Annotated in this window: 14 protein-coding genes and 1 pseudogene; 5 read left to right on the top strand and 10 right to left on the bottom strand. The window is 64.0% G+C overall.

Features of this window, described 5'->3' with window-relative positions; all coding sequences use genetic code 11:
* Window positions 1–51: 51 nt before the first annotated feature.
* The 3 genes and pseudogenes from FJV80_RS25535 (at window position 52) to FJV80_RS25525 (ending at window position 2467) form a co-directional block, all read left to right on the top strand.
* Window positions 52–375: a hypothetical protein gene (locus tag FJV80_RS25535; protein WP_095789619.1), complete on the top strand. Its 324-nt coding sequence runs from the start codon at window positions 52–54 to the stop codon at window positions 373–375.
* Between the two features lie 56 nt (window positions 376–431).
* Window positions 432–1296: pseudogene (locus FJV80_RS25530) on the top strand (MBL fold metallo-hydrolase).
* A gap of 223 nt (window positions 1297–1519) precedes the next feature.
* Window positions 1520–2467: a helix-turn-helix domain-containing protein gene (locus FJV80_RS25525; RefSeq protein ID WP_179301155.1), complete on the top strand. Its 948-nt coding sequence runs from the start codon at window positions 1520–1522 to the stop codon at window positions 2465–2467.
* Window positions 2468–2523: 56 nt separating this feature from the next.
* On the opposite strand, the gene FJV80_RS25520 is transcribed toward FJV80_RS25525, so the two are convergent.
* The 10 genes from FJV80_RS25520 to FJV80_RS25475 form a co-directional block, all read right to left on the bottom strand.
* The gene (locus FJV80_RS25520) at window positions 2524–3492 is read right to left on the bottom strand and encodes a branched-chain amino acid ABC transporter permease (protein WP_095789621.1); all 969 of its coding nucleotides are present in this window, start codon (window positions 3490–3492) and stop codon (window positions 2524–2526) included.
* Between the two features lie 3 nt (window positions 3493–3495).
* Window positions 3496–4389 carry a branched-chain amino acid ABC transporter permease gene (locus FJV80_RS25515; RefSeq protein ID WP_095789622.1) on the bottom strand — a complete coding sequence of 298 codons (894 nt, stop codon included), beginning with the start codon at window positions 4387–4389 and terminating at the stop codon, window positions 3496–3498.
* A gap of 5 nt (window positions 4390–4394) precedes the next feature.
* Window positions 4395–5105, bottom strand: a complete 711-nt coding sequence (locus FJV80_RS25510) for an ABC transporter ATP-binding protein (protein WP_095789666.1) — start codon at window positions 5103–5105, stop codon at window positions 4395–4397.
* Window positions 5098–5835, bottom strand: coding sequence for an ABC transporter ATP-binding protein (locus FJV80_RS25505; RefSeq protein ID WP_095789623.1), 738 nt, complete (start codon window positions 5833–5835; stop codon window positions 5098–5100). Before FJV80_RS25505 ends, FJV80_RS25510 begins: the two co-directional genes overlap by 8 nt.
* Before the next feature lie 179 nt (window positions 5836–6014).
* The gene (locus FJV80_RS25500) at window positions 6015–7223 is read right to left on the bottom strand and encodes an amino acid ABC transporter substrate-binding protein (RefSeq protein ID WP_095789624.1); all 1209 of its coding nucleotides are present in this window, start codon (window positions 7221–7223) and stop codon (window positions 6015–6017) included.
* Between the two features lie 65 nt (window positions 7224–7288).
* On the bottom strand, window positions 7289–7678 hold the full coding sequence (locus tag FJV80_RS25495; RefSeq protein WP_095789625.1) for a nuclear transport factor 2 family protein: 390 nt from the start codon (window positions 7676–7678) through the stop codon (window positions 7289–7291).
* Window positions 7679–7695: 17 nt separating this feature from the next.
* Window positions 7696–8490: a MoaF C-terminal domain-containing protein gene (locus FJV80_RS25490; RefSeq protein WP_095789667.1), complete on the bottom strand. Its 795-nt coding sequence runs from the start codon at window positions 8488–8490 to the stop codon at window positions 7696–7698.
* A 13-nt stretch (window positions 8491–8503) separates the two neighbouring features.
* Window positions 8504–9292 carry an SDR family oxidoreductase gene (locus FJV80_RS25485; RefSeq protein WP_095789626.1) on the bottom strand — a complete coding sequence of 263 codons (789 nt, stop codon included), beginning with the start codon at window positions 9290–9292 and terminating at the stop codon, window positions 8504–8506.
* 213 nt (window positions 9293–9505) lie between these two features.
* Window positions 9506–10093, bottom strand: a complete 588-nt coding sequence (locus tag FJV80_RS25480) for a YceI family protein (protein WP_095789627.1) — start codon at window positions 10091–10093, stop codon at window positions 9506–9508.
* A 33-nt stretch (window positions 10094–10126) separates the two neighbouring features.
* A complete protein-coding gene (locus tag FJV80_RS25475; RefSeq protein ID WP_095789628.1) occupies window positions 10127–11026 on the bottom strand; it encodes a hypothetical protein in 900 nt (299 codons plus the stop codon).
* A 206-nt stretch (window positions 11027–11232) separates the two neighbouring features.
* Between FJV80_RS25475 and FJV80_RS25470 the strand changes: the two genes are divergently transcribed.
* Complete coding sequence (locus FJV80_RS25470; RefSeq protein WP_095793765.1) at window positions 11233–12735, top strand: aldehyde dehydrogenase family protein; 1503 nt, start codon at window positions 11233–11235, stop codon at window positions 12733–12735.
* 4 nt (window positions 12736–12739) lie between these two features.
* The gene (locus tag FJV80_RS25465; protein ID WP_095789630.1) at window positions 12740–14329 is read left to right on the top strand and encodes a GMC family oxidoreductase N-terminal domain-containing protein; all 1590 of its coding nucleotides are present in this window, start codon (window positions 12740–12742) and stop codon (window positions 14327–14329) included.
* Window positions 14330–14447: the final 118 nt, after the last annotated feature.

Raw genomic sequence — 14447 nt, 5'->3', positions numbered from 1 at the left:
GCATTGAGTTCAGCCGCCGGCTGATCTGCCCAGCATTCGAAGGGTCCCCGCATGACGACGGCGAAAATGTTTCCGGCTATCGGCCACCTCTATGAGGCCCGCTTTGGCGAACTCGCGTTTCATTTAAAGTTCGATAGCGACGGGGAAACCATGCGGTTTGCCCCTGAGCAAATGGACAACTTCGCCAAGGCGGAGGCAGTGACCTATCGGGCAATCCCCATTCGGCAGGGCGTGTTCATGGTGACCTGGATTGAGGCTGACGGGACGACCGTGACCCACGTCGAGGATTTCGAGAATGGGGTCATCCATACCAACATCACCAAGCCCGATCGCAGCTTCCTCAATTTGTCCGGCACTTGGGCCCGGTTGACGTAGTCCTGGCCTCGAGCGCGCAGACCGATTTCTTTGCCCATCACAAAAGGAGTTTCAAAATGCTCACCAGGAGACAGATCATGAAAACTTCCGCTGCCATCGCCGCGGCCGCTTTTGCTCCCGCCGATCTAGGCCGCGCAAGCGGGACCGGACTCGTCTGGAAGCACTTTCCCGCCGGCTCGAACGGCTTCTTCCGCGCTCCAGTCCTGCTGTCGGGATCATCCGAAGCGTTGCTGATCGACGGCGGCTTCAGCTATCCGGACGGGCGTTTCCTGGCAGACGCAATAAAGGCCAACGGCAAGAAGCTGACGGCAATTTATGTCAGCCAATCGGACCCTGACTATTACTTCAGCCTGAAGCCGATCCGTGAGGCTTTTCCAGATGCGAAGGTCATTGCGGCCTCGGAAACGGTGGCGGCAATTAAAGGCTCGGTCGACAAGAAGCTCGCCGCAGGTACTGGCCGATATCGTCATGCCTGAAGCTTTTGATGGTCCATCGCTGACAGTCGACGGCGAAACGGTTGAGATCGTTGCGGCTGCAGGTCTTGCCAACCGTCGATATCTGTGGGCGCCTTCGATCAACGCGGTTTTCGGCGGCGTACTGATCTTTGCCGGCGTGCATGTGTGGACGGCGGACACCCCGACCAGGGAATTGCGTGCAGCCTGGATCGACAATCTCGACAAGATCGCCGCCAGGAAGCCCGCTGTCGTCGTGCCAGGGCACCTGATGCCGGAGTCTGCTACCGATATCTCGGCCATAGAGCACACAAAGACCTACCTGCAGGCCTTCGAGGAAGAGTTGGCCAAGGCTGCCGACGCCGCCGCGCTGAAGGCCGCCATGGAGGCCCGCTTTCCGAACCTCGGCATGGGCGTCGCTCTCGACATCGGCTCGAAGGTTGCCAAAGGCGAGATGAAGTGGGGCTGAGGTGAGATGCAATCTCGAGCGGCCGGAGAATGTGGGAATTCCGGCCGCTTGCTTTGACCCTCGCCCGCCCGGAAGGCGCCGCTTCTAAAGCGGCTGATTGATGCGTTCTCGCCGTTGCGGCGAATATAGTTAGCATGTTAAGTTCCTGGCCGTTGCATCGGCGCTGCCGTTGCATCGCAAATCCCGCATCAAGACGGGAGACGAAATGAAGATGGAGGAGACTATGCTCGACCACCACGTGAGCATCGCCGACGGCGAGGCTTTCCTGTCCGCTTCGCGGATGCTGTTCGGCCCTATCACGCAGCGCTTCTCGCGCGGCGAGGCGCCCTCCCTGCCGAAGCTGATCTCGGTCGATCTGGGCTCCTGCCGGCTCTCGGAAATCAGGGCGAAGTCCCACCTAGTCGTCAACGACCGCGCTTTTTGGCGCAGCTTCGATCCGGACGCGATCAAGATCCTGATGCAGCTCAAGGGCCGCAGCCGCTTTGAGCAGCAGCAGACGGCGATAGATCTCGGGCCGCGCGCGGCGGTCATCTACGATCCGGTGCGAGCCTATTCGTTGCAGAACCTCTCCGATGTCGATCAGCTCATCCTGCAGGTACCGCGCTCGACCTTTGGCGACGAGACGCTGGCGCGCCTTTCGGTGCCGGTGCCGCTGCCTGGCGAGGGCGACAGCCTGACTCATATCGTGTCCGGTCTGATGCAGATGGCGATTGGCGAGGCACACAAGCTCGACGAAGCCGGCTGCCGCCGCGTCGGCGAAAGCCTGATTCAGCTCGTCAACGGGCTGATACAGGCGAAGCCCATGGCGCCGGCGTTCCGCCGCTCGCCGCTGGAAGCGCTGCGCGAGCGCATCGTCGCCTATATTGACGCCAACCTGGCGCGCAGCAATCTCTCGGCCGAGGACATAGCCCGCCACATGGGCTGCTCCCGCCGCTACCTGCACCGCGCCTTCGAAGGCGAAGGCATGACACTGGAACGTTTCGTCTGGGACAGGCGGCTGGAGCGCAGCAAGGAGGAGCTTTTGTCCCCTGCCCGCGCCTCGGCCTCGATTTCGGAAATCGCCTTCGCCTGTGGGTTCAATTCCAGCGCGCATTTTTCAAGGGCGTTCAAGAGCAAGTATGATGTCGCGCCGAGGGAACTGAGGGAGAGGTTAAGGACGGCGGTGCATTAGGCGCGTGGGTCTGAACGGCGGAGTTCGGGCGCTGCATTCATCGGGAAGCTTATCGCCTACGCCAGCTTTGCCTTGCCCGCAAAGCTGCGCATCAGCCCCTTCGGTAAAAACAGCATCGCCAGGATGATGGTCAGCCCCGAGACCACCGGGTGATAGTCCGGCACCACAATGCGCGCGAGGTCGAAGACGGCGTACATGACCAGCGCGCCGAGGATGGGGCCGAGCAGCGTGCCGGTGCCGCCGACCACCGTCATCATCAGCGGCAGCAGCATCCAGTCGAGATCGAAGACCGAGTCCGGGCCGACATGGAAAATGTAAAAGGTGTAGAGGCTGCCGGCGACGCCGGCGATGAAGGCGCTGCCGGCGAAGGCCGCCACCTTGACCTTCAGCACATCGATGCCGTTGGCCGACGCCGCCATCTCGTCGTCGCGCACCGCGATCAGCGCCAGCCCATAACGTGAGCGCATCAGAGCGCGGATGGCGAGCGCGGTGCCGACCATCAGCCCGAGCGCGACCCAGTAATGCGGACGCAGCGTGTCGAACAGGCCGGCGGGCGCGACGATGCCGAAGGCGCTGCCGGTGAAGTCGCCGCCATTGACGAACAGCACCTTGACGATCTCACCGAAGCCGAGCGTGCCCAGTGCGAAATAGTCGCCGCGCAGCTTGGACAGCAGCGGCACGCCGATGATGGCCGCTGCAAGGGCCGCCACCACGCCGCCCAGCGCCATCGTCACCGGATCGAAATAATAGATGCCGGGGTGCGTGTCATAGAGCGAGCCCCAGATATAGTTGCCGGTCCACAGGATGGCGGTGGTGTAGGCGCCCAGCCCGAAGAAGGCGTGGCTACCGAGGCTGATCTGGCCGCCGTAACCGGCAACAAGGTTCCAGCTCTGCGCCATGATGGCGTAGAGGAAGACGAAGAACAGGAACGAGAAATAATAGGCGTCGACAGCACCTGGCAGGAGCGGCAGCAGCGCGAGCGCCGCGACGACCACAATAGCGATCCATTTGAAGGCTTTGATCATCTCTCAAGCCTTCTTGTAGGGCCGGCTGAACAGGCCTTCCGGCTTGAACATCAGCACGGCCAGGAACACGCCGTAGGCGATGGCGTTGGTCCAGCCCCCGGAAATGAAGAACTGGACGTAGGCTTCGATCAGGCCGAGCAGGATGCCGCCGGCGAGCGCACCGGTGACGTTGCCGATGCCGCCCAGTGCCAGCGCCACCAGCGCCTTCAGGCTGAAGATGAAACCGGCGAAGGGGTTGAACGGGAAGGTGGTGGCGACGGCCACACCGGCTGCGCCCGCCAGCGAAATGCCGATGGCGAAGGCAATGGCGTTGACGCGGTGCGGGCTGATGCCCATCAGCGTCGCCGCGTCCATGTCTTCCGAAGCGGCGCGCACCGCCTTGCCGACAATGGTCTTGCGCAGGAAGAGCATCACCAGCCCGGTGCCGGCAAGCGCGATCAGGAAACCCATCGTGCGGGTGAACGAGGTGCGGACGCCCAGCAGCTCGATGCCGGTCGCCGTATAGCTCGTCACCACGCCGGCGGTGTTGCCGCCCCAGACCACGGTCATCAGGTTCTGCACCAGGAACATCAGGCCGACGGCGATCAGCAGCGAAACGTTGCGGTCTTCCTCGGCAGCCGCCTTGCGGAACAGGCCCTGATACATCAGCCAGCCGACACCGAGCCCGACCGGCACGACAATGAGCAGCGACAGGAACGGGTCGATGCCGAGACCGTAGAACAGCGCCCGCACGAAATAGGCGGCCAGAATGATCATCGCGCCCTGGGCGAGGAAAATCAGCCGCATGGTGCCGAAGATGAGGCTGAGGCCCACGGCGGCGACACCGTACATGGCGCCGCCGAGCGCGCCGTTGAGCGAGAGCTGGAGCAGGATGTCGGGAGGGGGCAATTTGAACATCTGATCTACTCCAACACGCCCATATAGGCTTTCTGGATTTCGGGATCGGCGATCAGCTCGGCGCCGGTGCCTTGCATGGCGAGCGAGCCGGTCTGGAGCACGAAGGCATAGTCGGCGACCTTCAGGGCCTGGTGGATGTTCTGCTCGACGAGCAGGATGGTGACGCCCTGAGCGTGTAAGGTCTGGATGAGCGAAAACATCTGCTGCACGACCAGCGGGCTGAGACCCAGCGACGGTTCGTCAAGGATGAGCAGCGACGGCTCCGACATCGTGGCCCGCGCGATCGCCAGCATCTGCTGCTCGCCGCCGGAGAGCGAACCGGCCTTCTGATGGACGCGCTCCTTGAGGCGCGGAAACAGCGCATAGGCCTTGTCGAGCAATACCTTGGTGCGCGGCCGCGCCTTGGGCTGGAAGGCGCCGAGTTCAAGATTTTCTAGCACAGTCATCTGGCGGAACAGGCCGCGGCCTTCCGGCACATGCGCGATGCCCATGGAGGCAATCTCCTGCGGCGCCTTGCCGACCAGCGATTGGCCGGCCAGCCTGATATCGCCGCTTTTCGGCTTGAGCAGGCCGGAGACGGTCCTGAGCAGCGTCGTCTTGCCGGCGCCATTGGCGCCGACGATGGCGACAATGGTGCCGGGGTCGACATGGAGCGAGACGCCCCACAGCGCGCCGACGTCGCCATAGGCGACCTGGAGATCGCTTACTTCAAGCAGCCGGTTCGCCAAGATAGGCCTCTATGACTTTGCGGTTCTGGGTGACTTCGCGCGGCGTGCCGTCGGCGATCTTTTCGCCATGGTCGAGGACGATAACGCGGCTGCATACTTTCATGATGGCGTCGACCTTGTGCTCGACCCAGAGCATCGAAAGACCAAGCTCGGCGCGCACGCGGCGAATGACGTCGACCATGCGCTTGATCTCGGTCGGGTTGAGGCCCGCCATCGGCTCGTCGAGGAGCAGCAGCGCTGGGTCTGAGGCAACCGCGCGCGCGATCTCCAGCATGCGGCGGTCGGAAAGTGTCATATGCGCAGTGCGCATGTCGCGCCGGGCGGTGAGGCCGACCAGTTCGAGCGCGGCATTCGCCGCCTCGGTCGCATGCTTGACGCGGCCCCCTGCCCCGTAGACGGCGCCGACCATGACGTTCTCGAAGGCGGTCATGGTCAGGAAGGTGCGCACCAGCTGGAAGGTGCGGGCGATGCCAAGCCTGGAGATGCGGTGCGGTGCGATACCGGTGATGTCGTTGCCGCGAAACAGCACCCGCCCTTGCGTCGGCGCATAGATGGCGGTGATGACGTTGAACAGCGTCGATTTGCCAGCGCCGTTGGGGCCGATCAGCCCGATCAGTTCGTTGCGGCCGACGGCGATGTCGACATTGTTGAGCACGACGAGCCCGCCGAACCGCTTCTGGACCGCCTCGAGGCGAAGCAGGGTTTCGTTAGGCTGCATCGTGTTTCCGTTTCTCCGGTGAGCGCAATTGGGTGTGGGAAGCTGCCAGGATACGCGAGGCCCTGTGGCCAGCCCTGTCTCTCCGTCACTATGCGGGGAGAAAAGCCCAGCGGGGCAATGAGGGGCAGCGCCAACGTTCGTAGGGGTGCCTCCCCTTGCGAACGCCCTGCCCCCGCCTGTCAGCGCTTGTCCCAGGCCGGGGCCGGCTTGTAGGTCCAGGTGCCGTCCGGATAGATGAGCTGGTGCTTGCCCTGCCACCATTGCGTGGCGACGCTCGGGATCAGCGCGAAGCCGGTCTCGTCGAACTTCAGGTCGCCGACCACGGTGTCCTTGAACTCCTGGCCGAAGATCGCGTCGTGGATCGCCGCGGCATCGGTGCTGCCGGCCTTCTCGATCGACTGCGCCAACACTTGCGCATTGGCATAGAAGGCGCCGACGGTGACGGAGTCCTTCTTGTACTCGGCCTCGTAGCGTTCGCCGAGTTCCTTGGCGCCCTTGTAGGGGTAGCTCGCCGACCAGAAGCCGTCGGTCATGATGTAGTCGGAGTCCGGTCCCAGCGCTTCATGGAATTCGCCGGTCCAGGTGCCTTTCCAGCCGTGGAAATATGGCACGGAGAAGCCGAGTTCCTTCATTTGCCTGAGCAGCGTGATGGTGTCGGCGGGCGAGCCGAAGACCAGCATGGCGTCGACATCGGCGGCCTTGAGCTTGGTGATCAGCGCCGAATAGTCGGTGGCGCCGATCGCCCAGGGATCGTCGACGGCAAAGCTGTAGCCGTATTTCTTCGCCGCCGCCTGGAAGGCGCCGCCAAAGCCCTTGCCGTCAGGCGAATCTTCGGTGACCAGGGCCGGGTGCTTCGGCTTCTCGCCGGCTGGCAGTTTGTCCCATACCTCGAACGGCACCTCGGCGCCGGGACCAGGATGGAAAAAGAAAAGCGCCGAGTATTTGAGCTTCAACGGCTGCCATTCGAACGGGAAGGCCGTCGTGATCATGTAGAACTTCTTGTACTTCTCGGCGACGATGGCGCCGGCGATGTTCATCGGCCCGGAATGGGTCGACAGCAGCGCATCGACCTTCTGCACCTTGATCAGGTTCTCCAGGGCTGACGCCACCTTGCCTTCAGAGCTTTCGTCGTCGGCGACGACGAGGCGCACCGGCAGCTTCTTGCCGGCGGACTTGACCATGATGCCGCCGGCCTTGTTGATGTCGGCGACCGCCTGCTCATAGGCCCATTTCTGTTCCTTGCCGTCGCCGGCCAGCGGCCCGGTCAGCGAGATCGGCGCGCCGATGACGATTTCGGTGTCGCCGGCATTGGCGGCGACCGTGCCGGCGGCACTGAGCGCGGTGGACAGCAACAGGCCGGCCAGCATTCCCTTCAAAGTGATTTCCATTCCATCCTCCCAGGTTCATCGGGCCAACGCATCAGGGCGAGGCCCGCATTCACAGCGCCAATGCTTCAGCCCATCGCGGCTGCCACCAGCTTGGTGTCGGTGAACTGCTCGAAGCTGACGGCCTTGCCGTCCTGCATTTCCCAGACATGAACGACGCGCGCCGACATCGCTTTGCCTGTCTTTTTGTAGATGCCCGAATAGGTGCCGATGCCGACGATGGTGCTGCCGCCGTCGACCAGTTTGTCGACCTTCAGGGCATAGCCCTCCCACTCCTCTCCGATACGCTTGAAGACGCCTGATATGATGGCGTCGCCACCGACATAAGTTCCGGCATAAGGGAAGCCCGCCATTTCGGTCCAAGCCGTCTTGTCGGTGACTGGCGCCATCATCGCCGCCAGATCTTTGGCGTCGGAGCCGGCATAGTGCGCCTTGATGACCTCGTAATTCCTGCTCATACTACTCACCTGTTTGCTTAGACGGGCGCCTTGCCCGGGCCGTAGACGGTTGTGGATTTCTTCTCGATGAAGGCGCCGGCCGGCTTGTTCTCGATCTTGCCCTGGCTGGTGACGCCAAGGAATTTGCCGGTCGAGCGCATCGTCTCCCAATTGTAGAAGAACAGCGAGGCGACCGGGATGATGAACTCGCGGAAGCCGAAGACGTAGAGACCTTCGGCGAACTTCCAGGTGGTGGCGAGATCGACATCGCCATGGCCGCGCTGGACGCCGACGAGGTTCTGCCAGGCATAGCGTTCAGAGCTCAGATAGATGTGCTCGTAGACGTGGTTGGGGCTGTATGTGTAGTGCGCGGTCAGACCGATCAGATCGCGGGTCGGCGCGGGTTCGGTACCGGCAGGCGGAACCGAGGGATCGCCAAGCACACCTGCAGAATAGACCTGCGCGACGCGCGGCTCGCCGGGCGCCTCGCCAGGCTCACGCACCCGCTCGCGCACCGAAAGCACACGCCGCGTTCCGATGTCGATGATGAAGGCCTCATCTTCCGTCAGCCGCGTGGCGAAAACCATGTTGATGAAGAAGACCTGTGGCGCCACTTCCAGCGCCTCGTACCAGTCGGCACCGGCATCGCTGCCTTCGCTCCAGGCCACGGTATCGGCCGATGTGAAGGCGAGGTCGATGACGCGGCCGGTGTTCAGCGTGATCTTGAAGGTCTGGCCGCGCAACGCGTCCGTCGTCGGCAGACGGTTGGTGGCGATGCCGGCGGCGAAATCGTCGAAGTGCTTCCAGTCGGCAGGTCTGTTCTGGTCGTTCATCGCCATCTCCAAATCAATCGACAAAAGCAAGCGTTGGCAGGTCAACGACGGTGGCGCCGCCGTCGATGGTCAGGATCGAACCGTTCATCATCGCCGCCTCGCCTGAAGCAACGAAGCAGATGACGTTGGACACTTCTTCTGGCGTCGCCGGGCGGCCGAGCGGCACATCCCTGGTGACCATGCGATAGGCTTCCTCGATAGAGTCGAGGCCGTGTTTTTCGACGACGACCTGCATCTGCTCGTCGGCCATGTCGGTCGCCACCCAGCCGGGGCAGATGATGTTGGTGCGCACGCCCTGGCGGCCATAGTCGCGCGCCAGCGATTTGCCGAGGCCGACGCAGGCGTGCTTCATGGTGACGTAGCCGGCCGCCGCCGGGCCGGCGAACAGGCCGGCGATCGAGGCGACGACGACGATGTTTCCCTTCTGCGCGATCAGGTCCGGCAGGCACTCGCGGGCACAGACGAAAGTGGTGTCGAGGTTGAGACGCGTCGCCAGCGCCCAGGTCTCGTCGCTCATCGATACAGTCGGGCCGACGCCGTGGCCGCCGGCATTGGCGACGAGAATGTCGACCGGACCGAATTTGTCATGCACTTGCGCAAGGGCCGCGCGCACGGATTTGGCGTCGGCGGCATCGCCCTGCACAACCAGCCCGCCAATATCCCTGACAACGGCTTCGAGCGGTTCGCGCCGCCGGCCCATCAGCACCACCCTGGCGCCGTCGGCTGCCATGCGCCGGGCGACGGCCGCGCCGATGCCGGTGCCGCCGCCGGTGATGAGTGCCGTCTTGCCGGAAAATCTCATTGGTCCATCCCGAGTGGTGCTGTCGCGCCGGCTAAAGGCCGGTGTTGGCCATGTGCCGATCTTCTCTGAGGATATTGCGCCGAAGCCGTTCCGCAGTCTTGTCCGAGCGGGAACTTTGTTTTGACTGAACGCGCACTTCAGAACCACCTGGCGAAGCGCCGCGCGACATCTGAGCCGCGCGGCGGCCACCACAGGTCCGCCGACTGCAGTGATCTACTTCTTGATCGCTTCCAGATCGATGGCAATGTCTACTTCAGGCCCAAGGCCGAACCCGTCGGCGGCCTTGGCCATCGGGAAGTCCGCGGTGCTCAGTTTGCCGGTGGCGCTGAAGGCCGCCTTGGTCAGTGTCGCATCCCACGGCGCCGGGGCCTCGTTGAGCAGCTTGACGTCGAGCGTGACTTCCTTGCTGACGCCGCTGATGGTGAGGTTGCCGGTGACCTTGCCGGTCTTATCGTCGATCTTCTCGACCTTGGTGCTTTCGAAGGAGATCGTCGGGAATTCGGCTGCGTTGAAGAAATCGGGCCCCTTCAGGTCGCTGTCGCGCTGATCGAAAGCGGTGTGGATGGCGCCGACGTCGAGCTCTGCCTTGACGCTGCTCTTGGTGACGTCAGCCTTGTCCATTACGATCGCGCCCTTGACCGCGTCGAACTGGCCGTGCGCGACGCTGTAAATGCCGTGCTTGATGGTGAAGGAGACCCAGGCGTGCTGGCCGTCGATCTCGTAATTGTCGGCATAGGCGGCCGATGCCAGCATGGAGGCGCCAGCAAAAGCGAGCGCGGCAATCAATCTCTTCGTACTCATATATCTCTCCCTATTTGTGGTTGTTGAAGCGGCTCAGGAAAAGCCAAGAGCGGCCCCGTGCGGCGCCCAGACGATCGCCGTCACGATGGCCAGCATCGCCGGAAGGGCGATCACGAGACCGGCAATCAGCGGCCGCAAGGGCCGTGCGCCGGGAAGGAGGCCTTGCAGCCGGTCGCCCACGAGCACGGCGGCGAGCAGCGGCAAGGATGATAGGATGAGGGCCAAGGGATTAGCCTTGGGGGCGAGCAGTGCCACCTGGATCAGCACCGTGACGGCAGCGTAGAGCAGCAGGAATTCCACGCCTTTGCTCCAAGCGGAGGCTGCGCCACCGCGCAAAGTCGCGAGATACTTGACAAGGCACCAGCCGCCGGTCAGCGCGGCGAGCGAGCCGAGCAATTGCCCGGTGACGATCGATGCGCCAAGCACCGAGACGATGGCGCCGGAGAGCGACATGGATAGGGCGGCAGCCGGCGCCAGGAACGGCTCCTCGGCCGAAGGCGATGGCGAGGATGGCCGCGCCATGAGCATCGCCGCACCGATGAGCGCCAGCAGGGCAACGGCGAGTGCTGCGATCATCTGCAGGTCGAGCGAGCCGGCGGCAATGCGACGCCAGCCGAGCCAGAGGAATGCTGCCGCCAGGGCAACAACGGCGAGAACGCTTGCCGTCCGGCCTGCCAGGATCCGCTCAGGCAGGATACAGATGACGGTGCCGGCAAAGGCGAGATAGACCAGCTTCTGGCTGGCGGCAACCGGCGGCATGACGGGCGGGCCGAGCGTGTCCCAATAGAAGAACAGGAGCAGTGCGGCCCAGAGCAGCGTGAGCACCGGCGATGACGCCGGCACGGCAAACCGTGAAAGCAGGGCCAGGACGATGCCGAACAATAGCGGCAGTGCCGCAGTAATGACCATCGCATTGCCGAGAATCGCGCTCAACCGCCGCCGCCTCCAAGACCGATCAAGAACGTACCAGCGTGGCCGATCTCGTTGTCCAATCTTGATTGGTCAAAGGCGAGCCGTCTTGTCCGAGCGGGAACTTTGTTTTGACTGAAAGCGCACTCACGCCCACAGCGGCTTGAAGCGCGTCGGCACGCTCCATAACCCTCTCAAGACTGTTCATCGGATTTTCGAGGAGGAATGGCGTGAACGAGAGAACCGTGCCGCCGATCAGCACCGCCGCCGCCGCATTCCTGTCGCGCTCGCACCGGCCCTTCATCAATGGCCATTTCGTCGACGGCCTCGCCGGCGACGGTCTCGCTGTTGACGATTCCGCCTCGGGCGAGATCGTCGCGCATGTGCCCGAAAGTGGCCCCGAACTCGTCGACCAGGCGGTGCGCGCTGCCCGGGCAGCGCTCGAAGGCCCATGGGCCTCGATGCGGCCGGTCGACCGCCAGAACCTGATGCTGAGGCTTGCCGACGCGGTCGAGGCCGACGCCGATCTTCTCGCCGAGATCGAGAGTATCGAGAACGGCAAGTCGCTCGGCGTCGCCCGCATGCTCAGCGCCGGCGGCACGGTCGACTGGCTGCGCTACTATGCCGGCTGGGCGACCAAGATCGAGGGCTCGACCTTCCAGGTCTCGATTCCGGTGCCCCCCGGCGCCAAGCACCATGCGATGACCGTCATGGAGCCGGTCGGCGTCGTCGGTGCCATCGTGCCGTGGAATTTTCCGCTGCTGATCGGCATGTGGAAGATCGCCCCGGCGCTCGCCTGCGGCTGCACGGTCGTCTTGAAGCCGCCGCAGGAAACGCCGCTTGGCCTGCTCAGGCTCGCTGAGCTGATCGAGGCGGTCGGCTTCCCGCCCGGCGTCGTCAACATCGTCACCGGCAGCGGCTCCGTCACCGGCGAAGCGCTGATCCGCCATCCCGGCATCGACAAGCTCACCTTCACCGGCTCGACGGAAGTGGGAAAACGCGTCGGCCACGCCGCGGTCGACCGTGTCGCGCGGTTCACGCTAGAGCTCGGCTCGAAGTCGCCGATGATCCTGTTGTCCGACATGGAAGACGGCATCGAGCTGCTGCTGGCCGGGCTCGGCATGTTCTTCAACCAGGGCCAGGTCTGCACCTCGGCGGCGAGATTGTTGATCGAGAAGTCGATCTATGATCGCACGCTGGCGCGGTTGGCCGAGATCGCCGACGGCATGACGATGGGCGCCGGCCGCGACGCAGAGGCACAGATCAACCCGCTGGTCTCGGCCAAGCATCGCAACAGCGTCCAGGGCTTTGTCGAGCGCAGCCTTGCGGCAGGCGTCGAACGCGTGAGTGGCGCGCGGGCGGTTCCGGCCAAGGGACACTATGTGGCGCCGACTATCCTGCATCACGTCCGGCCCGACATGGAGATCGTGCGCGAAGAGGTGTTCGGACCGGTGGTGGTGGCAATGCCGGTCGCCGATCTCGATGAGGCTATCCGCATTGCCAACGACACGCGCTATGGCCTGTCGGCCTCGATCTGGACCCGCGACATGGGCAAAGCGATGACCGCCATCCACGGCCTCAAGGCCGGCACGGTATGGGTCAACTCGCACAACACGCTCGACCCCGCGGCCCCCTTCGGCGGCTTCAAACAGTCCGGCATCGGCCGCGAGCATGGCCGTGCGGCGATCGAGGGCTACCTCGAGGCCAAAACCGCCATCATGCGCTACGCCTGACCAGATGGCCGAGGTTTATGACTACATCGTTGCCGGCGCCGGATCCGCCGGCTGCACCGTGGCGAACCGGCTGGTCGCGGCGGGCAAGCGCGTACTCATCGTCGAGGCGGGTCCGGCCGACAACACGCGCTTCATCGACATGCCCGCCACCTTCGCCAAGGTGATCGGCACGGCGCGAAGTTGGATCTACCAGTCGGAGCCGGAGCCGAGCGTCGGCGGCCGCTCGCTGCCGATCCCACAAGGACGCACGCTCGGCGGCGGCTCGTCGATCAACGCCATGCTCTACATAAGGGGTCAGCCGGAGGACTATGACGGCTGGCGCGATCTCGGCTGCCCGGGCTGGGGCTGGGACGACGTGCTGCCGGTCTACAAGCGGCTGGAGCGCAACGAAAGGCTGGCCGGCGAACGGCATGGCATAGACGGTCCGCTGCCGGTTTCGGATGCGCGCTACCGGCATCCGCTGTCGCTCGCCTATGTGCGAGCCGCGCAGCAGGCCGGCTATCGCTTCAATGACGACTTCAACGGCGAGCGGCAGGAGGGCGTCGGGTTTTACCAGACGACGACCGCAAACGGTGAAAGGCAGTCGGCAGCGAAAGTGTTTTTGCGGCCACTTGCCGGCAATGCCAATCTCAAAATAGTCACAGATGCGCTGGTGACCGGGCTGACGCTGGAGAATGGCGCGGCGACCGGCCTGACCTACACAACGCCGGACGGGCAGAGCCATACAGCTTCCGCGAAGGCCGAAGTCATCCTGGCCGCCGGTGCGCTTGCCACGCCGAAGCTGATGATGCTGTCCGGCCTCGGGCCGGCGGCGCATCTCGCGGAAATGGGCATACCAGTCATCCGTGATATGCCGGCGATCGGCCAGGATCTGCAGGATCATGTCGCGGCCCCGCTCTACGCGCTGACCCGCAAGCCTGTCTCGCTGCTCGGCGAGGATCGCGGCTTCAAAGCGCTTCGGCACGGCATCGAATATCTCATGTTCCGGCGAGGTCTGCTCACCTCCAACGTGGTCGAAAGCGGCGGCTTCTTCGACACCGACGGCGACGGCCGGCCCGATGTGCAGTTCCATGTACTGCCGGTGATGATCGAAAGCGCCGAGCACGGCTCAATCGAACGCCACGGCATGGAGCTAAACCCATGCGTGCTGAGGCCGAAATCGCGCGGCTCGGTGCTGCTGCGCTCGCGCGATTCAAGCGATCCGATCCGCTTCACCACCGGCTTCCTTTCGCACACCGACGATCTAGCTTTGCTGCTCGCCGGCATGAAGGTCGCGCGCGCCATCGTGCGCCAGCCGGCGCTGCGCGAGGTCGTTGCCGAGGAGCTCGCGCCCGGCCATGCCGACGATCTCGGCGACGCGGCAATAGTCGACCACATCATCCGCCACGCCAAGACGGTCTATCACCCCTGCGGCACCTGTCGGATGGGAACGGACGATCAGGCTGTGGTCGATCCGCAGCTTCGCGTGCGCGGTGTGCCGCGCCTGCGCGTCGCGGATGCATCGATCATGCCCAGGCTGACCAGCGGCAACACCAACGCGCCAGCAATCATGATCGGCGACCGCTGCGCCGATTTCATACTGGGCGAGAACTAGTGCGCCCTCCCTCTTAAGAATTGTTAGCCGCTGTACGCGAATGATCCGTGTCGGTCATTGCCGCGGCGAGCGGCTATCGATGGCAGCTCCAATCAGTCGACCGCGCTGGGCGGCTTTG

This window comes from Mesorhizobium sp. WSM4310 (assembly GCF_007003935.1).
GTDB lineage: Bacteria > Pseudomonadota > Alphaproteobacteria > Rhizobiales > Rhizobiaceae > Mesorhizobium.
Note: the sequence above shows the minus strand (reverse complement) of the source record. Positions and strands in the feature narration are given on the sequence as shown.